Origin of the sequence: Flavobacterium chungangense LMG 26729 (assembly GCF_000735715.2) — a bacterium.
Taxonomy (GTDB): Bacteria; Bacteroidota; Bacteroidia; order Flavobacteriales; family Flavobacteriaceae; genus Flavobacterium; species Flavobacterium chungangense.
Genome location: NZ_JASY01000004.1, coordinates 285080 through 308383, shown reverse-complemented (window position 1 = coordinate 308383; position 23304 = coordinate 285080). Strand labels below are relative to the sequence as shown.

Annotated in this window: 23 protein-coding genes; 11 read left to right on the top strand and 12 right to left on the bottom strand. The window is 33.6% G+C overall.

The window, feature by feature from the left end; all coding sequences use genetic code 11:
- Positions 1-11 precede the first annotated feature (11 nt).
- A complete protein-coding gene (locus JE46_RS10650; protein ID WP_031455265.1) occupies positions 12-1175 on the bottom strand; it encodes a DUF1501 domain-containing protein in 1164 nt (387 codons plus the stop codon).
- A gap of 12 nt (positions 1176-1187) precedes the next feature.
- A complete protein-coding gene (locus JE46_RS10645) occupies positions 1188-2585 on the bottom strand; it encodes a DUF1800 domain-containing protein (RefSeq protein ID WP_031455264.1) in 1398 nt (465 codons plus the stop codon).
- A 247-nt stretch (positions 2586-2832) separates the two neighbouring features.
- On the opposite strand from JE46_RS10645, the gene JE46_RS10640 reads away from it, so the two are divergent.
- A complete protein-coding gene (locus tag JE46_RS10640; protein WP_031455263.1) occupies positions 2833-3147 on the top strand; it encodes a GIY-YIG nuclease family protein in 315 nt (104 codons plus the stop codon).
- Between the two features lie 286 nt (positions 3148-3433).
- Here the strand turns inward: JE46_RS10640 and JE46_RS10635 are convergent, their stop codons facing one another.
- The 3 genes from JE46_RS10635 to JE46_RS10625 all read right to left on the bottom strand — a co-directional run bounded on the left by JE46_RS10635 (position 3434) and on the right by JE46_RS10625 (position 8008).
- Positions 3434-5824 carry a ribonucleoside-diphosphate reductase subunit alpha gene (locus JE46_RS10635; protein ID WP_031455262.1) on the bottom strand — a complete coding sequence of 797 codons (2391 nt, stop codon included), beginning with the start codon at positions 5822-5824 and terminating at the stop codon, positions 3434-3436.
- Between the two features lie 266 nt (positions 5825-6090).
- Complete coding sequence (locus tag JE46_RS10630; RefSeq protein WP_031455261.1) at positions 6091-7068, bottom strand: ribonucleotide-diphosphate reductase subunit beta; 978 nt, start codon at positions 7066-7068, stop codon at positions 6091-6093.
- A 370-nt stretch (positions 7069-7438) separates the two neighbouring features.
- Positions 7439-8008 (bottom strand): DUF3109 family protein, encoded by a 570-nt coding sequence (locus JE46_RS10625; protein ID WP_031455260.1) that lies wholly within the window; start codon positions 8006-8008, stop codon positions 7439-7441.
- Positions 8009-8322: 314 nt separating this feature from the next.
- Between JE46_RS10625 and JE46_RS10620 the strand changes: the two genes are divergently transcribed.
- The 3 genes from JE46_RS10620 to JE46_RS10610 all read left to right on the top strand — a co-directional run bounded on the left by JE46_RS10620 (position 8323) and on the right by JE46_RS10610 (position 9811).
- The gene (locus JE46_RS10620) at positions 8323-8901 is read left to right on the top strand and encodes a MarC family protein (RefSeq protein ID WP_031455259.1); all 579 of its coding nucleotides are present in this window, start codon (positions 8323-8325) and stop codon (positions 8899-8901) included.
- 102 nt (positions 8902-9003) lie between these two features.
- Positions 9004-9204: a hypothetical protein gene (locus tag JE46_RS10615; protein ID WP_031455258.1), complete on the top strand. Its 201-nt coding sequence runs from the start codon at positions 9004-9006 to the stop codon at positions 9202-9204.
- 1 nt (position 9205) lies between these two features.
- Entirely contained in the window at positions 9206-9811 is a 606-nt protein-coding gene (locus tag JE46_RS10610; RefSeq protein ID WP_031455257.1) for an FAD-dependent oxidoreductase, read from the top strand.
- Between the two features lie 122 nt (positions 9812-9933).
- On the opposite strand, the gene JE46_RS10605 is transcribed toward JE46_RS10610, so the two are convergent.
- Genes JE46_RS10605 through JE46_RS10585 form a run of 5 tightly spaced genes read right to left on the bottom strand, consistent with a single transcriptional unit; the run spans position 9934 to position 13254 of the window.
- Positions 9934-10245 (bottom strand): hypothetical protein, encoded by a 312-nt coding sequence (locus JE46_RS10605; RefSeq protein WP_031455256.1) that lies wholly within the window; start codon positions 10243-10245, stop codon positions 9934-9936.
- 17 nt (positions 10246-10262) lie between these two features.
- Entirely contained in the window at positions 10263-10628 is a 366-nt protein-coding gene (locus JE46_RS10600) for a nuclear transport factor 2 family protein (RefSeq protein ID WP_031455255.1), read from the bottom strand.
- Positions 10629-10646: 18 nt separating this feature from the next.
- A complete protein-coding gene (locus JE46_RS10595; RefSeq protein WP_031455254.1) occupies positions 10647-12224 on the bottom strand; it encodes a S41 family peptidase in 1578 nt (525 codons plus the stop codon).
- Complete coding sequence (locus JE46_RS10590; protein WP_031455253.1) at positions 12224-12655, bottom strand: deoxycytidylate deaminase; 432 nt, start codon at positions 12653-12655, stop codon at positions 12224-12226. Before JE46_RS10590 ends, JE46_RS10595 begins: the two co-directional genes overlap by 1 nt.
- A 5-nt stretch (positions 12656-12660) precedes the next feature.
- The gene (locus JE46_RS10585) at positions 12661-13254 is read right to left on the bottom strand and encodes a HupE/UreJ family protein (RefSeq protein WP_031455252.1); all 594 of its coding nucleotides are present in this window, start codon (positions 13252-13254) and stop codon (positions 12661-12663) included.
- Positions 13255-13423: 169 nt separating this feature from the next.
- Here JE46_RS10585 and JE46_RS10580 point away from each other — a divergent pair, with 169 nt between their 5' ends.
- Positions 13424-13855: a TerB family tellurite resistance protein gene (locus JE46_RS10580; protein ID WP_031455251.1), complete on the top strand. Its 432-nt coding sequence runs from the start codon at positions 13424-13426 to the stop codon at positions 13853-13855.
- A gap of 155 nt (positions 13856-14010) precedes the next feature.
- On the opposite strand, the gene JE46_RS10575 is transcribed toward JE46_RS10580, so the two are convergent.
- Both JE46_RS10575 and fbp read right to left on the bottom strand, forming a co-directional pair.
- A complete protein-coding gene (locus JE46_RS10575; protein WP_031455250.1) occupies positions 14011-14385 on the bottom strand; it encodes a hypothetical protein in 375 nt (124 codons plus the stop codon).
- Between the two features lie 64 nt (positions 14386-14449).
- Complete coding sequence (gene fbp, locus JE46_RS10570; protein ID WP_031455249.1) at positions 14450-15457, bottom strand: class 1 fructose-bisphosphatase; 1008 nt, start codon at positions 15455-15457, stop codon at positions 14450-14452.
- A 171-nt stretch (positions 15458-15628) separates the two neighbouring features.
- On the opposite strand from fbp, the gene JE46_RS10565 reads away from it, so the two are divergent.
- From JE46_RS10565 to JE46_RS10540, 6 genes are all read left to right on the top strand, one after another.
- On the top strand, positions 15629-16099 hold the full coding sequence (locus JE46_RS10565) for a GNAT family N-acetyltransferase (protein ID WP_031455248.1): 471 nt from the start codon (positions 15629-15631) through the stop codon (positions 16097-16099).
- A 111-nt stretch (positions 16100-16210) separates the two neighbouring features.
- Complete coding sequence (locus JE46_RS10560) at positions 16211-17470, top strand: aspartate kinase (protein WP_031455247.1); 1260 nt, start codon at positions 16211-16213, stop codon at positions 17468-17470.
- A gap of 152 nt (positions 17471-17622) precedes the next feature.
- Entirely contained in the window at positions 17623-17850 is a 228-nt protein-coding gene (locus JE46_RS10555) for a DUF5808 domain-containing protein (protein ID WP_031455246.1), read from the top strand.
- Between the two features lie 87 nt (positions 17851-17937).
- Positions 17938-21369: a hypothetical protein gene (locus JE46_RS10550; protein WP_031455245.1), complete on the top strand. Its 3432-nt coding sequence runs from the start codon at positions 17938-17940 to the stop codon at positions 21367-21369.
- Between the two features lie 63 nt (positions 21370-21432).
- The gene (locus JE46_RS10545; RefSeq protein ID WP_031455244.1) at positions 21433-21960 is read left to right on the top strand and encodes a hypothetical protein; all 528 of its coding nucleotides are present in this window, start codon (positions 21433-21435) and stop codon (positions 21958-21960) included.
- A gap of 271 nt (positions 21961-22231) precedes the next feature.
- Positions 22232-23302 carry a glycosyltransferase gene (locus JE46_RS10540; protein WP_031455243.1) on the top strand — a complete coding sequence of 357 codons (1071 nt, stop codon included), beginning with the start codon at positions 22232-22234 and terminating at the stop codon, positions 23300-23302.
- Positions 23303-23304 lie beyond the last annotated feature (2 nt).

Below are 23304 nucleotides of genomic sequence, written 5' to 3'. Positions count from 1 at the left end.
CCCTTAAAAAACTAAAACAATCCTGAAACCGGACTATTCTTAATTCCAATTTTTGAATAATCGAAGCCCATTTTTTGCTGCAACAAGGAAGCATAAACAGACCTGAAATCAATTTGGTGTTTTAGATCGCCATTATCCAAATCGGCTAAATTTGGATTATTGCCCAGAATTGTTCCTTTGTTATTTCCTCCAATCACAAACATTGGCGCTGCAGTTCCGTGATCTGTTCCGCTTCCGTTGTCTTTTACACGTCTTCCAAATTCAGAAAACACCACGATTGTAACGTTTTGAAGCAATTTTGCCTGCTTCAGATCCGTATAAAAACTAAATAACGCATCATTCAGTTCTGTCAATTTTCTTTCATGAAGAGAAAGCTGATTGTCGTGCGTGTCAAATCCGCCAAGTGATGTATAATACACTTTTGAATTCAGGTTTCCTTTTACCAGCCTCGCAATCCATTCGAGATTTTTAGACAATCCTGTTTTTGGATAACTGATTTCTGTTTTGGATTGTTTTAGTGCATTCTGAATATCATCTGAACCTTCTACAACCGAGTTAGCTATTTTCCGAACAAAATCCAATTGCGGATTTTCAGACAGCTTTTCATTTTCCTTATTTGATTTCACTTTAAAACGATCGGGATCTTTTACTGTAATTGCATTCGGCTCCAAACCTTTCAAGGCCAGATTGTCAATCGAATCGAGATTGATCCCGGCTGTTGGCTGATGGTCGTGACATTGTAAATCCAGATATCTTCCTAACCAGCCTTCGTTGATGTATTTATTAGAATCTGCAGCTGTCTGCCAAATCTCCTGACTGCGGAAATGCGAACGAACCGGTTCCGGATAACCGACATTCTGAATTACGGTTAAATCTCCGTTTTGCTGCATCTGAGCAAAATCTTTTAATGCCGGATGAAATGCCATTCCTTTATTTTTGCCCACCACTATATCTTTATTCAGGGCAATTTTAGTTCTGTATTCGTAATACAACGGATCATCGTAAGGAATAAAAGTATTCAGTCCGTCGTTTCCTCCGTTGAGCTGAACAAAAACCAGGCACTGTTCACCGATTACCAAATTACTTTGTTCGCCAAATGCATGCAAAAAACTTGGAAGCACGAGCATTCCGCCCGTAAAAGTTCCAGTTAAGGTTAGAAAATTTCTTCTGTTCATGATGATAGCATTTTAAATTAACTGGTATTCGGGTAATTTGGTGATATAATTAAACAAACGCACTACTGCAAAATTGGCATTGGGCTCTTTAGGATCAAAATCATATTTAAGCAGATTTTCCATATCTTTTTGCATGGATTCGTTTACATTAAACAACAATCTGTTTGACAATTCGGCAATAATGGTTTTATTATTTCCGTTGGCATCAAATTCAACTTTTACCTCTCTTTTCTCCAATTCTAATTTAGGTTTCGGGTTTTCATTATTCATCGAATTAAGTACTTTTTTTGAAAGTTTTCGCCCGCTGCAAAGCAAGTCCGAAGTATTGTTTCGTTGTAGATAAACCTGCGAAGTCAGCCATGAATTTCCTCCATCCCAGCCTTTCACATTGACCTGATTGTACAAATCCATTCCCTGCTGTTTTAGAAAAGCAACAATCATCGCTTCATCGTAATCTTTTAACTGCAATTCATCAATAAGCTGAAAAATATAAACCAGAGGGTCTTTGATTTTATTGCCCGAAACATCTTTGGCATATTCTTCAGTAAAGATTTTAGTAAGCAACGGTTTCATTTCAAAATTTACTTTCCTGAAATAGTCACCATAATATTTCACCGATTCTTCTGAGGGATTATCATAAAGAAACCATTTCAGAATTTTTCGTGTAATTAAATACGGAATGCTTTTTTGTTCAAAAATAATGTCAACTAAATCATCGGCTTTCCAGTTTCCCGTTCTTCCAAAATAGGTTTTGTTGCTGTTATCTTCGGCGTTTTTTTTGTAAACAGCTCCTTCATCACCATAATTCAATCCGGCCAAAGCTCTTGCTCCGTTTTTTATATCTTCTTCGGTATAATTGCCGATTCCGATGGTGAATAGTTCCAGCAACTCACGGCTTAAGTTTTCGTTAATTTTGCCTTTTTTATTATCGACATTATCAAGGTATTTGACCATAGCATTCGATTTTACCATTTTTTTGGTAAGTTCCTTGAAATTTCCAAAAGCATTTTCACGTAAAATCATATTGTGCTGGTAAATCCAGTAATTGATTTTTACTTTTTGGGAAGTAGAAACAAAATGATTGTGCCAGAAACAAACCATTTTTTCACGTAACGGAAATTCATCGGTTTGCATTTTGGCAACCCACCATTTTTTTAATTCAGCTGTAGTTAAGGTTTCTTTTCTCTGAATTTTATTTTTCTCTTCTGGATCGAGATTTTTTACGGACTGACGTAATTCTTTATATTCAGCAATTGTTTTGGGACTGTCTTGTAAAAAAGCAGGAAGTTGATTATCGAACTTTGAATCATAAGATCTCTTTAGAAATTTTTCTAATCCTATTTTTTCAATTTTAGCAGCTTCCTTTCCTGAGAAGCCTAATCGTAACGACCAAAGATTGCTTTTTTTCATAACAAAGAGGTTTGTTTAAAATAAGACTTTTGTTTTTTGAAAAGGTTTAATTCAAATGACCTAAAACATTACTAAGATTTAAAAGCTGTTGACTATTGTAAAGCAAAATTTTCTCATGAAAATTGTCATTCCGAGGAACGAGGAATCTTCGCAAGAAACTCCGCACCAATAGGTTCACATATTTTTTAGTAAAATGCATTTAAAACAAGAAAAATCTTTCTTTATTTGTGATTTAAAAAAATTTGCCATGCTAATATACGAAGGCTCCCATACTTATTACATCTACATTATAACAAACAAATCAAAAACTGTTTTCTATACTGGAGTAACCAACAATTTAAAAATTCGTTTAATTCAGCATAAAGAAAATATTACTGATGGAAATAAAAGTTTTGCTTCAAAATATAAAGTTGAGTTTTTATTGTATTATGAAAAATTTACTTGGATTCAAGAAGCTATTAGTCGTGAAAAAGAAATAAAAGGCTGGAGTAGAAATAAAAAAATTGAGTTAATTAAAACTCTTAATCCAGATTTGGATTTTTTGAACAATTTGTTTGATTGAAATTACTATTTTCAAAGTTTATCAATCTTAAAATACTTGTGGGACTTGCAGTTATTAATCCTTAATGATTTTTCTCACCGTTTTGTCATCCTGACGGAGGAAGGATCTTCACAATAAACTCTGCAATACAAATCATCAATCTTTGTCGAGTTTCTTGCGAAGATTCCTCGTTCCTCGGAATGACAAAGATTATGGATAAAAAAAAGCAGCTATCATGACAATAACTGCTTTCTATTACTCATAATAAATCTTTTCTCTTTATTCTATCTTCTTTATTCTAAAAAAATTAAGACCCACACATTTCACAATCCTCAGGACCTGCAGCTTGTGCTTTTAACAACATCGCTTTGTATTCCTCAATATTGATTTCTTCAGTTTCAGCAACTAAAGCTGGTGTTTCTTCTTTTTTATCGTTGTTCAATGTGAACTTAATTGCATCAACTGCTGATTTTGTTCTTAGGTAATACATACCTGTTTTTAAACCGGATTGCCAAGCGTAGAAGTGCATTGATGTAAGTTTAGAATAGTTGGCATCCTGCATGAATAAGTTCAGTGACTGAGACTGGTCAATGAAATATCCTCTTTGACGGGACATATCGATAATATCTTTCATCGACATTTCCCAAACCGTTTTATACAATTCTTTCAGGTCTTGCGGAATCACATCAATGTTTTGAACAGATCCGTTATGACGCATGATTTCCTGTTTCAATGACTCGTTCCATAAACCTCTTTCAACCAAATCATGCAATAAATGCTTGTTTACTACGATGAACTCTCCAGACAATACACGACGCGTATAAATGTTTGAAGTATATGGTTCGAATGCTTCGTTGTTTCCTAAAATCTGAGAAGTAGACGCTGTCGGCATTGGCGCAACCAATAATGAGTTACGAACTCCGTGCTCTACTACTTCTTTTCTTAAGGAAGCCCAGTCCCAACGACCAGATAATTCCTCATCTTTCATTCCCCACATGTTGTATTGGAATTCTCCTTTAGACATTGGAGAACCTTCAAATGTAGAATATGGCCCTTCTTCTTTCGCCATTTCCATAGAAGCGGTTACGGCTGCGAAGTATAACGTTTCGAAAATTTCCTGGTTTAATTTTTTAGCTTCATCACTTGTAAACGGCATACGCAACATGATAAAAGCATCTGCCAGACCTTGCACGCCCAATCCTACCGGACGGTGACGCATGTTAGAATTTTCAGCTTCTTTTACCGGATAGTAGTTTCTGTCGATTACTTTATTCAGGTTACGAGTTACACGTTTTGTAACATTGTAAAGTGCTTCGTGATCGAATTTTCCGTTTTCAATAAACATTGGTAATGAGATTGAAGCTAAATTACAAACCGCGATTTCATCTTTTGATGTGTACTCCATAATCTCAGTACACAAGTTTGAAGAACGAATTGTCCCTAAATTCTTGTGGTTCGATTTACGGTTTGCTGCATCTTTGTACAACATATAAGGCGTTCCCGTTTCGATTTGAGATTCCAGGATTTTCTCCCATAATTCACGGGCACGGATTGTTTTTCTTCCTTTTCCTCTGAATTCGTAATCGAGGTATAATTTTTCGAATTCTTCTCCGTAAACATCATATAATCCAGGACATTCGTTAGGACACATTAACGTCCAGGAGCCATCTTCCTGAACACGCTTCATGAATAAATCGGATGTCCACATAGCAAAGAATAAATCTCTTGCACGCATTTCTTCTTTTCCTGTATTTTTCTTTAAATCTAAGAAATCGAAGATATCCGCATGCCAGGTTTCGATGTAAATCGCAAAGCTTCCTTTACGTTTTCCACCACCCTGATCTACATAACGTGCTGTATCATTGAATACTCTCAACATTGGAACAATTCCGTTTGAAGTTCCGTTTGTACCGCGAATGTAAGATCCTGTTGCACGAACGTTATGAATAGAAAGACCAATTCCTCCTGCTGATTGCGAGATTTTTGCTGTTTGTTTTAAAGTATCGTAAATACCATCAATACTGTCATCCTGCATAGCCAAAAGGAAACAAGAAGACATTTGTGGTTTTGGAGTTCCAGCATTGAACAACGTTGGCGTTGCATGCGTGAAATATTTTTTAGACATTAAATCGTAAGTCTCAATTACCGATTTTAAATCATCTAAGTGAATCCCTACCGAAACACGCATCAACATATGCTGTGGACGCTCAACGATTTTTCCATTGATTTTCAACAAATACGAACGCTCTAAGGTTTTAAAACCAAAATAATCGTAATTGAAATCTCTGGTATAAATGATATGAGAATCTAAGAAAGCTGCATTTTCCTGAATCACTTTATATACGTCATCAGCAATTAATGGTGCATCCTGACCGTTTCTTGGATTTACGTAGTGATACATATCTTTCATCGTTTCTGAGAACGATTTTTTAGTATTTGAATGCAGGTTTGAGATTGCCACACGAGCTGCCAATTGCGCATAATCAGGATGTGCAATAGTCATAGAAGCCGCTGTTTCTGCAGCAAGATTATCAAGTTCAGATGTAGAAACTCCGTCATACAATCCTTCGATAACTCTCATGGCTACCTTAACAGGATCTACAAGCTCATTAAGCCCGTAACACAATTTTTTGATTCTTTCTGTAATCTTATCAAACATTACCGGCTCTTTGTGGCCATCTCTTTTTACTACATACATAAGCTTACTTTTTTAGTGTTATTGAAAAAATTAAAGTCACTGGAAAACGAATTCCAGCACTTAAACATTGTGTGATTTTTAATTATTTTTTGAGAATTACAGCATTCTCAATAGCTACCCTATTCCAATCTGAAATCAGACCGAAAAAGCGTTGAAAATTATTGAATCTTCGATTTGGGAAAAGAGATTCTAAAAATGTTTTGTTATAAAATTTTAATCTTAATCAGTGTTTATTTTGGGGTTAAACACTAAAATATTTTTGTTGTCTAAAAATCTGCATCGAATGAAATTTTCTGAGCATCACTATCTGTGTTCATCACACCTGATTTTTGATACTCTGCAACACGTTTTTCAAAGAAATTGGTTTTTCCCTGAAGAGAAATCATGTCCATGAAATCAAACGGATTTGCCGATCCATATACACGTTCACAACCTAATTCTACTAATAATCTGTCTGCAACAAATTCTAAATATTGTGTCATTAAAGTTGCATTCATTCCAATCAAACTAACCGGAAGAGATTCTGTAACAAATTCTCTTTCGATATTTAAAGCATCAACAATGATTTCTTTAATTCTTTCTTTTGGAACTTTGTTAATCAAATGGTGATTATGCAGGTGAACCGCAAAATCACAATGTACACCTTCGTCGCGGGAAATCAATTCATTAGAGAAAGTCAAACCTGGCATTAAACCACGTTTTTTTAACCAATAAATAGAACAAAAAGCTCCTGAAAAGAAAATTCCTTCAACCGCAGCAAAAGCAATCAGCCTTTCAGCAAACGAATCAGACTCGATCCATTTTAAAGCCCATTCTGCTTTTTTACCAATTGCAGGGAATACTTCTAAGGCATTAAACAATTCTGCTTTTTCTGCTTCGTCTTTGACATAAGTATCAATTAATAAAGAATAAGTCTCACTGTGAATATTCTCCATCATAATTTGGAAACCGTAGAAAAATTTAGCTTCGGCATATTGTACCTCATTTACAAAGTTCTCAGCCAGGTTTTCATTTACGATTCCGTCAGAAGCAGCAAAAAATGCCAAAATGTGTTTAATGAAATATCTTTCGTCGTCACTTAATTTATTGTTCCAATCTGTCAAGTCCTGATGCAAATCAATTTCTTCGGCAGTCCAAAAACTAGCTTCCATTTTTTTATACCATTCCCAAATATCATGATGTTTAATTGGAAAAATAACGAAACGATTCTTGTTTTCTTGTAGTATTGGTTCAACTTGTGACATTGTTGTTTTTTGTTTAATTTTTATAATGAATTTCCCCTTATTCAGAACGATTACAAAGATTGTCATTTGTCGTCAAAAATCAAACTCAAACTTATTCACAATCTGACATAGTTTTTAACAACTACGATAAATGACATGATTTTCATACAATTATTTAATTATTTGAAAATAAGACACTTAAGTTTAGTCATTTCCTCTTAAACCCCCGTAGAATATAGAATTTTTAGAATAAAAAGCAAGTATTTTAAATTCTTTTAAAAAGTTTTTTTTGAGTGAAATTTTTATTTTTTTGAGTCAAAATAGGTGTGAAAAATACACGTTATGCATTAGATATTTTTCAAAAAATTTCTTTACGTTTTTCAGCTATTTCTTAGCTATTTTTTAGCTCTTCAGCAACTTTCTCAAGTTCTAAATACCAGTCTTCTCCAAAACGGCGAATTAGTGCCTCTTTGACAAATTTATAAACCGGAACTTCTAATTCCTTTCCTAAAGAACAGGCATCATCACAAATATCCCATTTATCATAATTGACTGCAGCGAATTCCGTAAAATCTTTCACACGGATTGGATACAAATGACAGGAAACAGGTTTTTTCCAGTCAACGATTCCCTGATTATAAGCCTGCTCGATTCCGCAAAGAGCGGTTTTACCATCAAAAATCACGTAAGCACAATCTTTATTATCGATTAAAGGCGTTTCAAGATCGCCATCGGTTCCTTTTACCCAGGTTCCCTGCGCTTCAATAGCTGCAATTCCTTCCTTGCGCAAAAAAGGTTTTACTTTCGGATAAATTTCTTCCAGTATTTTTGTCTCTGCTTCACTTAAAGGAGCACCGGCATCCCCGTCAACACAGCAGACTCCTTTACAAGCTGACAAGTTGCACACAAATTCTTTTTCAAGAATATCTTCTGAAATAATGGTTTTTCCTAATTGAAACATGATAATAAAATACTGAATTTATAAAGTGCAAAGATAGTCAAAGAAAAGACATAAAAAATCCAGCATGGAGATTCGTAAAGGTTTACATAACTTTCACTGAAGTTTTATTCTTATTTATGATGTTTAAAATAATACTTCGTGAATATTTGCACAAAATGTTTGCGAAACTATGTTACAAAAAGCATCATTGTTACAAATATTTCATTTTTAACAACAAAAACATGTTTTTGTAACAAAAATACATGGTGTCAAAAAATCACCTAACTTTATTAACTACTTTTGCAAAGTTTTTAACCCCTAAAAATCAAAACGATATGTTAGAAATCAGTTTAAAAGAAATCATTACAATAAGCATGGTGCTTTTTGCTGTTATTGATATTGTGGGTTCCATTCCGATTATTGTGAATTTACGAGCTAAAGTAGGCCATATCGAATCTGAAAAAGCTTCACTTGTTGCAGGTACTATAATGATTGTTTTTCTTTTTATTGGAGAAGGGCTATTGAATCTAATAGGAATTGATGTACATTCGTTTGCAGTAGCAGGTTCGTTTGTGCTATTCTTTCTGGCACTGGAGATGATTTTAGGAATTAGAATTTACCGTGATGAAGAACCTGGATCAGCATCAATCGTTCCATTAGCTTTTCCGTTAATTGCCGGAGCAGGAACCATGACTACTTTACTTTCGTTGCGATCTCAATTTCATACCATTAATATTATTATTGCAATTCTATTAAATATTATCCTGGTTTACATCGTTTTAAAATCCTCTAAAAAAATAGAAAATTTACTGGGAGAAAACGGACTTGGTGTAGTCCGCAAGACATTTGGAGTAATTCTCTTAGCAATAGCTGTTAAATTATTCGCAGCTAATGTTAAAGGTTTGTTCGTCTAAAGGATATTTTTATAAATTTGCTACATAAAATTCTAAAATACAGCTCAAAAGTTTTTCACTTAAAAAGCTATTCTTTACTATTTTAGACAAACAAACAGCCTTATGAAAATCTTTACTTCCATCTTAGTGCTTTTGGCATTAGCTTTAATTGTTTTTAATATTACGCAGCTTGATTTCCAAAATCCTTTTCAGGGAGACAGCGCAGTAGCTTTAATTGGAATTGCCGCTTCATTCTGTGCCGTTTTAATTCTTTTAATTTTTAGAATTTCGAAAAGTATCGAAGAAAAAACAAACGGCAGATAATATGTTTGATGTTTTAATTATTGGCGGAGGCGTTTCTGGCATGTCCTGTGCTCTCGTATTAGGTTCTGCTAAAAACAAAGCTTTTGTTACCGATAAAAAAATCGGAATTTTTACACATCAAAAAAATTCTTCGTTACAAGAAGCTATTTTTTATAACGCTTACGGCATAAAACCAGGCAAATTAGGATCCGAATTATTATCTGAAAGCACAGAAGATTTAACTCAGACATACCCACACATTTCTCAGATTCCAAATGAGAAAGTAATTAAAATTGAGGGTATGTATCCTGAATTTACGGTAACTACAAATAAAAACTGTTACCAGACAAAAACCATTGTAATAGGAATAGGCTCTGCGAATACTTTTGACATCGAAGGTTTGATGCAATATGTTGAACCACACAAAAAAGCCTTACCTGAAAAACAACGTATCCAGCTTAAAAATGACGATCATAAAGTAGCCGATGGCATTTATGTTATTGGAACTTTGGCAGGCTGGAGAAGTCAGCTGGCTATTGCTGCTGGAAGCGGCGCTGCTGTTGCTACTGATATTCTTACTTTATGGAATAATGGCGTGCAGACTCATACACATGACAGTATTCGATAAAATTTCAAAAATAAGTTTCTTTATAAAATTACAAACCATTAAGAAATTAAGTTTATTTAGCATTTTTGCTAAATAAACTTAATTTCTTAATGGTTTTATTTTTTTCTTCAGGTATCTAAAATTTATTTAACCGAAATAATCCTGGCTACCTTAATATGATTTTCATTTTCGGCTTTCCAGATTTCTCCTTGTACCGAAACCTCATCTCCTTCTTTAAATCTTTTGAAGTTTTCCGGCCCGCCAACATTCACAATACTAACTGTTGCAAAATAAACTTCATTTTTAGCTGTATTGATTTTAGCCGTATAACCGTCCTTACCATTCTCAATAGATTCAACTTTTCCTGAAACTGTATTTTTATCTTTCATACAGGCACAAGAAGCTACAAAAGTCATTAAAACGAATAGAAAGCTTATTTTTATTAGATTTTTCATGTTTTTTATTTTATTATTTATTGTAAGGCGACACAGCTTCCTGCTATTACTTTTAAACTTTCATCAAATTGTTTCCAGACTCTGACATAACGAAAAACACCACTTATTGGATCATTATTAAATGCTCCTTTTAAAGAAATGGTCACGGCAACCACAGCAGTATCACCAATTATATTGATAATTTGATCTGAAGCTTCCAGTGAATCAATTTTTATTTTACCTGAGCGATAGGAATCTAAATCGAATTCTTTAGTAATGGTATTTCCGTCCGGCAAATTGAATAGCAAATCGTCGTGCAACATCTTTTCTAAAACCAAAACATCCGCTTTTTTAATAGCTGTCAGAAGTTCGATTTCAGCATTTACAATAGTTTCTGTTTTCATTATAAAAAAATTAGAAGATTATTTCTTTACATTCAGAACCTTTTTAATCATGGCATCCTCTTTTAAAATTACATCATAATAATACAATTCTCCGTATAATTGTCGGGCAAACTCGGCAGTAATATAACGATTGACCAAATCTTTGGTTTTATCTAACTTAAGATCCAGGCCGGTCATAAAAATGTAGTTTTTGAATTTCTTAAAATAAACATCAGACTTTTTCATTTTGTCCAAAAACGCATTAAAATGAAGTCCTGCGAAAGCATTTCTGTTTTTATCCAGTTCTTCAAAGACAAAATGGCCTACAACTCCTGTTTGCAGCAAGTAAGCTACATTTTCATTGCCGTGCTCTGCTTCCATTGGCACAAAAACATCAGGAACGATTCCGCCACCTCCGTATACTATTTTCCCTTTTGGTGTTTTAAATTTTAAAGAATCGGCCACTTTTATACTGTCTTTTGCATACAACTCACCTGATTTTATCCTTGCCTCAGATTCTTTATAATATTCTTCGTTTCCTTTGGCATACGGTTTTTGAATAGATCTTCCGGTAGGGGTGTAATACCTCGCAACAGTTAAACGGACAGCGGAACCATCATTGAAATCCATTTCGCGCTGTACTAAACCTTTTCCAAAAGAACGTCTTCCTACGATAGTTCCACGATCGTTGTCCTGAATAGCACCCGCCAGAATCTCACTTGCCGAAGCACTGTTTTCATTAATCAAAACGGTTACTTTTCCGGTTTCAAAACTTCCACTTTTGGTTGCGTATGTTTTTTCGGTAGTTCCATTTTTGTTTTTGGTAAACACGATAAGCTGTTTGTCTTTCAAAAACTCATCGGCAATAGCCACAGCCTCTTCCATATAACCACCGCCATTATCACGAAGATCGATTACCAGCGACTGAATGCCTTTTTGTTTTAATCTTGACAAACCAGCCTTAAACTCATCATAAGTTGTTTCGGCAAAACGATTGATTTTGATGTAACCTGTTTTATTGTCAAGCAACAAAGAAGCATCAACACTTTTTAGCGGGATTACATCTCTCTTGATTTTAAACTTTAATTTCTTTTGTTCTGATTTTCTAAAAATTGTCAATTCGATTTCAGAACCTTTTATGCCTTTTAACTTAGAAAACAAGCTGTCAGAAGGCAATTTTCTGCCATATAATTTTGTTTTTCCGGCATATAAAATGCGATCTCCGGATTTTATTCCGGCTTTTGCCGAAGGACCGTTTTCAACAGGTTTTATAATGGCTACAGAATCTTTATACATATAAAAATTAATTCCTACACCTACAAAATCACCTTTCATACTTTCGGCAACTTCTGCTTGTTCACTAGGCGGAATATAAACAGAATGCGGGTCTAATTTGGACAGAATATTATCTACAGTCAGATTTACAATCGAATCCGTATTAACACTATCTACATACTCATTATTGATAAAATCAATTAGTTTATTCAGCTTGGTTTTAGAGTAATTTTTTGCCAAAAACTGATCCTCAACAGGAGCATTCATAAGGCTTCCGAGAACTGTTCCAAGAGCAAAAGTTGCTCCGATAATAATTGGCAAATATTTTGGATTGAATTTCATTATTCTTCTAAAAAAGGAATATGTTCTACTTCGACACCGGCTTTTATTAAAAACTGAATTCCGGAATCATCACGATATCCATCCTGATACACTACTCTTTTTATACCAGACTGATGTATTAATTTACTGCATTCTTTGCAGGGCGAAAGCGTAATATATAAGGTCGCCCCTTCACACGATTGTGTTGATCTGGCTACTTTCAAAATAGCATTTGCTTCAGCGTGTAAAACATCCCAGCGTGTTAATCCATCTTCATCTTCACAGCAATTTTCAAATCCGGATGGTGTACCATTGTAACCATCAGAAATAATCATTCTGTCTTTTACGATAATTGCACCAACCTGTTTACGCTTACAATACGATAATGAACCCCATTCTTTTGCAATTCGCAAATATGCTTTATCGTATTTATTTAATTTTTTTATTTCCATTTAATTTATCTGTTCCAAATTGGGCTTTCCACAATCATCGGAATTACAACTCCGATAATAAAAGCCGACATTACAAGCGCCCAATCGCGTTTTGAAAAACGAAACACAGTCTGTACGATATATGATATTACCAAAACCACAAAAACTACTATTAATTGCGCTGCTTCAATTCCAAGTGCAAATTCCAATAAAGGTACTAATTTTGAAGAAGCTGTCCCACCTAAAATAGTCTTAAAATAATTTGAAAATCCTAGCCCGTGAATAATTCCAAAAAACAAGGTCAGAAAAAACACAAGATTAATACTTTCATTTTTAGAGGCTTTACCAGCTGTAAAAAGATTAAAAAATGCGGTTATTAAAATTGTAACCGGAATTAAAAACTCTACCAAATTTGCTTTTACGGCTATAATTCCAAAAACAGAAAGCAACAATGCTAATGTATGCCCAACCGTAAACACCGTAACGAGTAATAAAATCCTCTTCCAGTCCTTAAAGGCATACGGAGTTGTTAAAGCGATTAAAAACAACACATGGTCATACGCATGAATATCTAAAACATGCTTTAAACCTATCTGAAAATAAATCCAAAATTCTGACATGAGGTTACTTGTATTAATTAATTTGGGCTTGTAAACTTACGATTTATTTTGAAAATTAAACAAAGCCCTTATTCATTGAACGGATAAAAATAAGTTAAATTTTATGAGAACTTTAAAATTAATAATTTAAAATAAAATATATCTTTGCCTAATAAAAACCCTTTTAATTATGTCATTTTCAGATTTATTTGATAGCGAATTCAAACAAAGAAATAAAGGTCACTTTTCAGCTATTGTTCGTGTAGCATTAGCAGACGGAGTTGTATACCCTGAAGAAAAAAGCTTCTTGGACAAACTTGCTTCCCGTTTAGAAATAACAGAGTCTGAGTACGAGGAAATCCTTGAAGATCCGTTGAAATATCCTATCAACCCACCTTATTCATATGTTCAGCGTTTAGAGCGTTTATATGATTTAACAAGAATGGTACATGTTGATCATCATCTTGAAGATAAACAAGAAGTATTATTAAAAAAGATAAGTATTGCTTTAGGTTTTACTCCAAGCAATGTAAATTATATCATTGCAAAAGCATTGTCGTTAGTAGACAAAAAAGTAGATGGAGATACCTTTATCTATGAAATGCAGCACATGAACAAATAATATTCTGCTTTTTCAGTTATCTAGATTAAATATAAAACCCGACAAATTTAAATTTGTCGGGTTTCTTTTATTTATAATATCTCCAGATTATCAATTACAAAATATCAAATTATTTATTTTCAACAATTTATTTAATAAGAACTGAATTTGGCATTTTAATTTTTGACTAATGTCAAACTTAATTTTCCGTATCGTTCCTGAGAGTCATTTGCAGTAATCTCATATGTATAATTTCCTTTTTTTAGTAGTGTTTCTCCAACATAATCAATAGGCTGCAATGTATACGTTTTTCCGTCAATTTCTAACTCAACAAATGCATAACTGTATGCTTTTGCAAATATTTTGTATGTCGTATTCTGCCCGGAATTTACATTCTCAAAACTCACATTTCCAGTTGAAGTATTTACTGTAATATTTTGAAAATTAAATTTACTCGCATTCGATAATCGAATTCTTAATTCGGACGAATCGTCATTAGAACAGCCAAATAGAGCCAGAACCATGATAACTAAAATCAATATTTTTTTCATAAGGTTTATTTTACTTAAAAGACATTGAAAATGTAAAAAGGTTGCGTTTAGAAAAAAATCATGGCTATTGTGCTTCTGCCATAAACTCTTCTGCCTTTTCTACCATGTTAATGCTTCCACAGAAAAACGGAACTCTTTGATGCAGTTCGGTTGGCTGGATTTCCATAATTCTTCCAAAACCGTCTGTTGCTTTTCCACCGGCTTGTTCTGCAATGAAGGCCATAGGATTGCACTCATACATCAAACGTAATTTCCCTTTTGGTGCTTTTGAACTTGTTGGATATAAATAAATCCCTCCTTTAATCATATTTCTATGAAAATCAGACACTAAACTTCCAATATATCTTGAAGTGTAAGGTCTGTCTTCTTCTTCGCGCTGACAATATTTAATATAATTTTTAACCCCTTGCGGAAAGTGTACATAATTCCCTTCGTTTACCGAATAAATATTCCCGTCTTTAGGAAATTGCATGTTTGGATGTGACAAATAAAATGTACCAATGGCAGGATTTAAAGTAAATCCGTTTACACCATGTCCTGTTGTGTACACCAGCATAGTAGATGTTCCGTAAATTACGTATCCGGCTGCCACCTGATTAATGCCCGGCTGTAAAAAATCCTCGCTTGTTACCGGAGTTCCAATTGGGGTGACTCTTCTAAAAACAGAAAAAATTGTTCCCAAAGAAACATTCACTTCAATGTTTGAAGATCCGTCAAGAGGATCCATTAAGATCACGTACTTATTATTATTACTGTTGTCGCTCCCCTTGACAGTAATATATTCGTCGTTTTCTTCTGAAGCAATTCCACAGACAATCTCACGGTTTATTAACGTCTGGATAAATACTTCGTTTGCATACACATCTAATTTTTGCTGTTCTTCTCCCTGAATATTTTGCTCGCCTACTGCGCCAATTATATCCACTAATCCAGCTTTGTTTACTTTATAGTTTACGACTTTTGCCGCCAAACGTATAGAGTTGATAATCCGGGACAGTTCACCGGATGAATACTGAAATGCTTTTTGGTTCTCAATAATAAACTCTCCCAGTGTTTTATTGCGTTCTTCCATTGCTATATCGTTGTAGTTTTTAATTATAAGTCACAAATATCGCTTTTTTTGTGAGAATGATTCAAAAATTATTTCGTTAGTTTGCTACTATTGTATATTTGCTAATGAAACACAAAAAGTTTCATTTAAAAAAATACTTAATTAGAGAATAACAGGTTAAAAATATGAATTATGGATATTAGAAAAGGAAAACCTGAAGATATGAAATCGGTTTTAGCACTGATTCAGGAGCTTGCAATATTCGAAAAAGAGCCCGATGCTGTTTTAATAACCGAAGAAGATTTGATTCGTGATGGTTTTGGAGAAAATCCATTGTTTCATGTTTTTGTAGCAGATGTTGATAAGGAAATTGTTGGAATTGCATTGTATTATTATCGTTATTCTAGCTGGAAAGGAAAAACAATACACCTTGAAGATTTAATTGTAAAAGAAAAAATGCGTGGTACCGGTTTAGGATCTGCACTTTATTCTGAAATAATGAAACAAGGAAAAAAAGAAAATGTTCGAAGAATTGAATGGAATGTTCTCAACTGGAATACTCCAGCTGTAAATTTCTACGAGAACTCTGGCGCAAAAGTTATCGAGGAATGGAGAGTAGTTCAAATGGATGAAGCAGGCATTAATTCGTACTTAGAAAAATAAACTAATCAAACAAAAAGCGACAGAACAAAAGGAGGATGGTCTGTCAAATATTAAAATTTTAAAAAACTGATAGAGACGCACTGCAGTGTATCTCAACAATACAAATTAAAGATGAGAGTATTTAAATTTGGTGGTGCATCGGTAAAAGATGCTGAAGGAATTAAGAACGTTTATGACGTTTTACAAAAAGTGGGTTATGAAGATGTGATTTTAGTAGTTTCGGCTATGGGAAAAACCACAAATGCATTAGAAGTCGTTATTAAAAACTATTTCGATAAATCAGCAGAACTTAGTTCTTCTGTACAAGAGATAAAAAAATATCACACCCAAATATTACTAGATTTATTTGAGGACGAAAAACACGAAGTTTTTGCTGCAATTAATGAGCAATTTTCAGAATTAGAATATTTTTTGGCACACAATAAATCTCCAAATTACAATTTTGTTTACGACCAGATTGTGAGTTTTGGTGAATTGATTTCGACAAACATCCTAAGTCATTTTATGAATTTCAGAGGAATTCAGACGCAATGGCTTGATGTTCGTAATTTTATAAAAACAGATTCTAATTACAGAGATGCAGAAGTAGATTGGGAAACTACCCAGCAAAACATCAGCAAAAATGTAACAAGAAAAATATTAAACATCACTCAGGGATTTTTAGGGGCTGATGAAAATAATTTTACTACCACTTTAGGTCGTGAAGGTTCTGACTATACTGCCGGAATTTTTGCTTATTGCCTGAATGCTGAAAGTGTTACCATCTGGAAAGACGTTCCGGGAGTTATGAATGCAGATCCTCGTTATTTTGAAAATGCGAGTTTATTAAATCAGATTTCATACCGTGAAGCCATTGAACTTGCTTTTTACGGTGCAACGGTTATTCACCCGAAAACATTACAGCCCTTACAGAAAAAAGAGATTCCGTTATATGTTAAATCTTTTATCAACCCGCTATTAAAAGGAACGTGTGTTTCTAAAGGAGTTGATTTAGAACCTTATCTACCTTGTTTTATTGTAAAAAGAAACCAGCTTTTAATCTCGCTTTCTTCTATTGATTTCTCCTTTATCATGGAAGAAAATATCAGTGAAATTTTTGGATTATTTCATGAATTTAAATTAAAGGTAAATTTAATTCAGAACTCAGCGATTAGTTTCTCTGTTTGTGTTGAAGATAAATTTGAAAACTTCAACGAACTGAATGCGATTCTTTCGAAAAAATTCAAAGTCGATTTTACTGACAATGTAACATTGTATACAATTCGTCATTTTAGTGAAGAAGCGGCACAAACCGTTGAAGAAAACAAAGAAGTTTTACTAAAGCAAGTAAGCCGAGAGACTATGCAGATTGTAACCAAAGAACTCAATTAAACCTAGAAGAGGTTATATTTAATTCAAGATAATAAAGGTTTCACCTAAAAGTGAAGCCTTTTGTTTTTTATAATCTTTTGGAAGTACCTTATAAAACAATTCATTAAATTTATATTCGTTTAAGAAAATCAACTCTATTAATCTTCCAAATTATGGATTACGATAATGACCCAGATGAAGAAACCAAAAACAAATGGGAAAATGACCCTGATAATTGGATTTGGGGTGTTTTTTATTATAACCCAAAAGATAAAAGACTATTTCCCCCTAAAAAAATAAAGCAATTTGGATACACCACTAATTTTGCGAATCCTCATTCTGTTTTTGCATTGATCATCTTAATGATAACTCTTATTGTAATAGGAAGACACCTCAATTAAGCATTTTATCCAATAACTAAAACCTTATCAGCCACAACATTTCCCAATTATAAATACTACTTTTGACTTTTTAGAGTTAAAGTATTTATGTTGAAAAAATTACTGTTTTTAATGCTTTTCATCTGGTTTTCCGGGCTTCAGGCTCAGGAAACAAATTTACTCTATAAAACCAAAAAAGTAATTGTTACACGAGATACTATTCATCTGGAAAATGTGAGTATCAATTCCGGTTTTTTTCAGCTTTTAAATTCTAAAAATGAACCTGTAGATTCGACATTTTATAAAATTGATTTTCAAAAAGGAAAACTTCTTTTAAATGAAAAATTCACTTCAGATTCCGATACGCTTATTGTTAATTATTTAAAATATCCTGAATTTCTAACCAAAGAATACAGTCTTTACAAATCGAGTCAGGTAGTGAGTAATGATATTGGTTCTGAAAAATTATATAAAATAGAAAATCCCAATGCTAAAAAAGCAACTCCGTTTGACGGACTGAATACCTCCGGGAGCATCACTCGTGGTGTTACAATTGGAAACAACCAAAATACGGTTTTAAACTCTAATTTAGATCTTCAGATTACAGGAAAAATTTCAGATAAAATAAGTCTGCGGGCTTCGCTTCAGGACAGTAACATACCATTGCAGGACGGCGGTTATTCGCAAAAACTGGATCAGTTCGATAATATCTTTATGGAATTATTCAGTGACGACTGGAACATTCGGGCAGGTGATGTCTTTTTAGAAAACAGAAAAACACAATTTTTGAGTTTCAACAAAAAAGTGCAGGGACTTTCGACCAGTTTTGATTTTGGAGAAGAGGATAATAAAACCAATGTATTTGCATCAGTAGCTTTTGCAAAAGGACAATATGCCAAAAGTACCTTTACAGGTCAGGAAGGCAATCAGGGGCCATATAAACTAAAAGGACAAAATGGAGAATTGTATGTTTTGGTTATTTCGGGATCTGAACGTGTTTATGTGAATGGTATTTTGCTTAAAAGAGGCGAAAATAATGATTATGTGATTGATTACAATGCCGGAGAAATTGTTTTTACATCACTTTTCACGATTACTTCCGAAATGCGAATCAATATTGAATATCAATATTCGGATAGAAATTATAACCGAATGGTAACCTATGCCGGCGCTTCTCATGAAAACAAAAGCTGGAGTTTTGCAGGGTATTTATATTCGGAAAATGATTTAAAAAATCAGCCTTTACAGCAAAATCTTTCTTCGGAACAAGTTGAAGTTTTAAGTCAGGCAGGAGATGACACAGCTTTAATGACAGCACCATCTGCCTATGAAGACACTTATTCCAACACTAAAATTTTATACAAAAAAACAATTCAAAATTCAGTCGAAATTTATGAATATTCAAACAACTCAGCTGATGTTTTGTACAATGTAAAATTTAGCCTAGTTGGAGTTAATTCCGGAAATTATGTAATTCAGAACACAAATTCAGTTGAGCGGATTTATGAATATATTGCTCCTGTAAACGGAATTCTTCAGGGAAATTACGAACCTATTATACAATTAGTGGCACCCATGAAACTTCAGGCAGCCACTTTTTTAGGAAAATACAATCCTAATGAAAAAACGCTGGTTGATTTTGAAATTGCAATAAGTAATAACGACAAAAATTTATTTTCGGATAATGATGATAACGATAATAACGGAGTTGCTTTGAAATTGAATACAAAAAAACGACTTTTTTCTAAAAACTGGACATTGGATGGGTATGCCAATTATCAGTTTGTAGAAGAAAATTTTAAATCAGTTGAACGTTTATACAATATTGAATTTAACAGGGATTGGAATTTAAGTACTCCTTTTTTAGGAAATCAGAGTCTTTTGGTAACTGGTCTGAATTTTGATTTATTTTCAAAGAAAAAAACTTCCAGCATTGGTTTATTCAACTATCAGTTTGAAAAATTAGACTTTAAAGAAAATTATTCAGGAACCAGACATACAGCAACAGCATTTTTTAAATTAAAAAACTGGACTATCGATAATCAGGGGAGCTTTTTGAAGAGTGATGCCACAATTTCAACTTCAAAATTTATTAGAAACCTGACCAAAACCAAATATCATTTTGGAAAAAACTGGGTTGGCGGCAATATTCAGATCGAAGACAATCAGGAAAAAGACAAAGTTACCAATCAATTTTCGGCGATTAGTCAGCGCTTTTCAGAATATGGTGTTTTTATGGGGCGTGGAGACAGCACGAAAGTTTTTGTAGAACTAGGCTATTTAAGACGAAAAAACGATAGTTTACAAAACGGATTATTGGAGCATGTAAGCAATTCACAAACCTATTTTTTGAAATCTAAACTGATTCAGAACAAAAAAACAGACCTTGCTGTTTATGCCAGTTATAGAAACCTTGATTTTACAGCTGCCAATCGAAAAAGTGAACCTTCACTGAACTCAAGAGTTTTGTATAATGATCGTTTCTTTAATCAGTTTGTTCAAACAGGAACTGCTTACGAAACCAGTTCAGGAACCATTGCACAACAGGAATACAATTATATTGAAGTCCCGGCAGGTCAGGGTGTGTATGCATGGAATGATTATAACAACAATGGTATTAAGGAATTAGATGAATTTGAAACAGCCTCTTTTCCAGATCAGGCAAAATTCATTCGGATTTTTTTACCTAATCAGGTTTACATCAAAACCAATCAGAATAAATTTTCGTTATCGCTTACGTTAAATCCGCTACAGTGGCAAAACGAAAAAGGTTTCAAAAAAATAGCTTCTTATTTTTATAATCAAACCTCCTTTATAAAAGATCGGAAAGTAAAAAGTAATGGCGATAATTTTGAAATAAATCCGTTTAAGGATTCTGATGAAAATATGTTAGGGTTAAATTCGAGTTTTAGAAACAGTTTGTTTTATAACCGGGGCAAACAAAAGCATTCTGTAACTTATTCTTATCTGATTAATAATGGAAAAAACCTGCTTTCGATTGGTTCGCAATCTGTAAAAACCCATTCGCATCAATTGCAATACACACATTTATATCAAAAAAGCTGGCTGTTGAACTTATTTACCAAAACAATTCAGACCTCATTAACTTCAAAAGATTTTACTGCTAAAAATTATGATTTAACCGGCTATCAGGTTGCTCCTAAAATCAGTTATTTATTTTCTAAAAACACCAGTTTAGATTTCTTTTATGAATTACAGAGAAAAGAAAACCTCATTGGAAACTTTGAAACTTTAAATCAAAACCGTTTGGGAACTTCATTTTCGTATTCCGGAGATAAAAAAGTGACCGTAAACGGAGAGTTCTCTTTTTATAAAAACAAATTTACAGGAGATGAATTTTCATCTGTAGGATTTCAAATGCTGGAAGGTCTTCAGGCAGGACAAAATTTAGTCTGGAAATTACTTTTACAGAAAAATATAACCCAATTTTTAGATGTAAATTTAAATTATCAGGGCCGTCAAAGTGAAACGGGTGCAACTGTGCACACAGGAAATATTCAGTTAAGAGCTTATTTTTAACAGATTATAAAATTGTAATGATAAATTGATTAATTTTAAATTGAAATTTTAACCTTTGAAACTATGAAAAAATTAGTATTGCTTTGTTTAATGATTGTTTTATCTGGTCATTTTTACGCACAGGAAACAACAAAAACTACGAAAGCCAAAACCGAAACGGCAGCTCAAAAGAAAAAAGCCGCAGATAAAGCTAAAGCAGATGCCAAAAAAGAAGCTAAGAAAGCTAAAGTAGCTTCTGATAAAGCAACAGAGGCATCCGAAAAAGCAAAAAAGGAATCCGCTAATGCAAAAAAAGAGGCAAAAAAAGAAACTGCCAATACTAAAACTGCAGCAGATAAAAAAGCCGAAAAAGCAAAAAAAGAAGCCAACAGCGCAAAGAGTGATGCTACAAAAGCTAAGGACGAAGCGGTAAAAGCTAAAAAAACTGTTTCTGCTAAAGGTACTAAGACTATAAAAGAAACAAACGAAAAAGCACCAAAAGTAGCGGATAAGGTTACAGGCGAGTATAACGGCAAAAAAGTCTATACCGGCCCAAAAGGCGGAAGATACTACATCAATAAAAACGGAAACAAAACGTATATTCAGGATTAAAAACCTTTCTATCTGACCAAAGAAGTCCAGATTTCGATGAGAAGTCTGGGCTTTTTTAGTTTATTTATTATAAGGAAATAGTCCCGAATGGAATCAAAGGCTTTAACTGTAAATGGCTATGATTCTGCTCAACCTGACACTTTTTTAGTTTCAATCATTGTTGAATATTAGTTTTCGTTGAAACTTGAATTTCAGAGTTAATAATTTAGTAATGTATCCGAAATAACAAAAAAAGAGTATTTCTGTATCTTCGTTTGAAAAATCGCCATATATGAGCATCGAATATACTGCCAATAAAACTATTTTAATAACTCCTTTGAACTGGGGATTAGGTCATGCAACCCGATGCATTCCGATAATTAAGGCATTACAGGAAAACAATTATATCCCCATAATTGCATCTGATGGTATTGCCTTGGCATTATTGCAAAAAGAGTTTCCATACATTCAAACCTTAGAATTGCCTTCTTACCATATTGAATATGCCAAAAACGGCAAAAACTTTAAATGGAAGCTGATTAAAAGTTTGCCTAAAATGATTACAGCTATTTTAGATGAAAAGAAAATAGTGAATTCCTGGATCAGAAAATATGATATCGACGGTATCATTTCGGATAATAGATTAGGCGTTTTCAGTAAAAAAGTCCCTTCTGTCTTTATCACGCATCAATTGAATGTGATGACAGGAAATACCACAAAGTTTACCAGCAAATGCCATCAGTACTTTATCAAAAAATACAATCAGTGCTGGATTCCCGATACTAACGAAACCCCTAACTTAACAGGAGACCTTGGACATCTGAAAGACAACAATTTACCCCTGAAATACATTGGCCCATTGAGCAGAATGCGCAAAAAAGAAACGCCAAAACAATATGATTTGATGATTATATTATCCGGCCCGGAACCACAGCGTACCATGCTGGAAGAAAAATTACATGCAGAAATTGCAAGATACACAGGAGAGGTCGTTTTTGTAAAAGGAGTTGTCGAAAAAACGCAAACCAAGCAACAATTTAAAAACGTTACCTATTACAATTTCATGAATACCAAACAGCTGGAACAAACTTTTAACGAAAGTGATTTGGTTTTATGCCGCTCAGGTTATACTACAGTTATGGATTTGGCAAAGCTGGAAAAAAAAGCTTTTTTTATCCCAACTCCAGGACAATATGAGCAGGAGTATCTGGCCGTAAAACTTCAGGATGAAAACTTAGTACCCTATGCAACGCAAAACGACTTTACCATTGAAGATCTTTCAAAAGTAAAATCGTTTAAAGGTTTGTCCCAATTTAAAACTAATATCGACTGGGATTCGTTATTTACTGTTTTTGAGAAGTAAGA

Excerpts from the sequence above, each read along its gene's own strand:
- JE46_RS10650 (WP_031455265.1), bottom strand. The coding sequence starts at position 1,175 with ATGAACAGAAGAAATTTTCTAACCTTAACTGGAACTTTTACGGGCGGA.
- JE46_RS10645 (WP_031455264.1), bottom strand. The coding sequence starts at position 2,585 with ATGAAAAAAAGCAATCTTTGGTCGTTACGATTAGGCTTCTCAGGAAAG.
- JE46_RS10640 (WP_031455263.1), top strand. The coding sequence starts at position 2,833 with ATGCTAATATACGAAGGCTCCCATACTTATTACATCTACATTATAACA.
- JE46_RS10635 (WP_031455262.1), bottom strand. The coding sequence starts at position 5,824 with ATGTATGTAGTAAAAAGAGATGGCCACAAAGAGCCGGTAATGTTTGAT.
- JE46_RS10630 (WP_031455261.1), bottom strand. The coding sequence starts at position 7,068 with ATGTCACAAGTTGAACCAATACTACAAGAAAACAAGAATCGTTTCGTT.
- JE46_RS10625 (WP_031455260.1), bottom strand. The coding sequence starts at position 8,008 with ATGTTTCAATTAGGAAAAACCATTATTTCAGAAGATATTCTTGAAAAA.
- JE46_RS10620 (WP_031455259.1), top strand. The coding sequence starts at position 8,323 with ATGTTAGAAATCAGTTTAAAAGAAATCATTACAATAAGCATGGTGCTT.
- JE46_RS10615 (WP_031455258.1), top strand. The coding sequence starts at position 9,004 with ATGAAAATCTTTACTTCCATCTTAGTGCTTTTGGCATTAGCTTTAATT.
- JE46_RS10610 (WP_031455257.1), top strand. The coding sequence starts at position 9,206 with ATGTTTGATGTTTTAATTATTGGCGGAGGCGTTTCTGGCATGTCCTGT.
- JE46_RS10605 (WP_031455256.1), bottom strand. The coding sequence starts at position 10,245 with ATGAAAAATCTAATAAAAATAAGCTTTCTATTCGTTTTAATGACTTTT.
- JE46_RS10600 (WP_031455255.1), bottom strand. The coding sequence starts at position 10,628 with ATGAAAACAGAAACTATTGTAAATGCTGAAATCGAACTTCTGACAGCT.
- JE46_RS10595 (WP_031455254.1), bottom strand. The coding sequence starts at position 12,224 with ATGAAATTCAATCCAAAATATTTGCCAATTATTATCGGAGCAACTTTT.
- JE46_RS10590 (WP_031455253.1), bottom strand. The coding sequence starts at position 12,655 with ATGGAAATAAAAAAATTAAATAAATACGATAAAGCATATTTGCGAATT.
- JE46_RS10585 (WP_031455252.1), bottom strand. The coding sequence starts at position 13,254 with ATGTCAGAATTTTGGATTTATTTTCAGATAGGTTTAAAGCATGTTTTA.
- JE46_RS10580 (WP_031455251.1), top strand. The coding sequence starts at position 13,424 with ATGTCATTTTCAGATTTATTTGATAGCGAATTCAAACAAAGAAATAAA.
- JE46_RS10575 (WP_031455250.1), bottom strand. The coding sequence starts at position 14,385 with ATGAAAAAAATATTGATTTTAGTTATCATGGTTCTGGCTCTATTTGGC.
- fbp (WP_031455249.1), bottom strand. The coding sequence starts at position 15,457 with ATGGAAGAACGCAATAAAACACTGGGAGAGTTTATTATTGAGAACCAA.
- JE46_RS10565 (WP_031455248.1), top strand. The coding sequence starts at position 15,629 with ATGGATATTAGAAAAGGAAAACCTGAAGATATGAAATCGGTTTTAGCA.
- JE46_RS10560 (WP_031455247.1), top strand. The coding sequence starts at position 16,211 with ATGAGAGTATTTAAATTTGGTGGTGCATCGGTAAAAGATGCTGAAGGA.
- JE46_RS10555 (WP_031455246.1), top strand. The coding sequence starts at position 17,623 with ATGGATTACGATAATGACCCAGATGAAGAAACCAAAAACAAATGGGAA.
- JE46_RS10550 (WP_031455245.1), top strand. The coding sequence starts at position 17,938 with ATGTTGAAAAAATTACTGTTTTTAATGCTTTTCATCTGGTTTTCCGGG.
- JE46_RS10545 (WP_031455244.1), top strand. The coding sequence starts at position 21,433 with ATGAAAAAATTAGTATTGCTTTGTTTAATGATTGTTTTATCTGGTCAT.
- JE46_RS10540 (WP_031455243.1), top strand. The coding sequence starts at position 22,232 with ATGAGCATCGAATATACTGCCAATAAAACTATTTTAATAACTCCTTTG.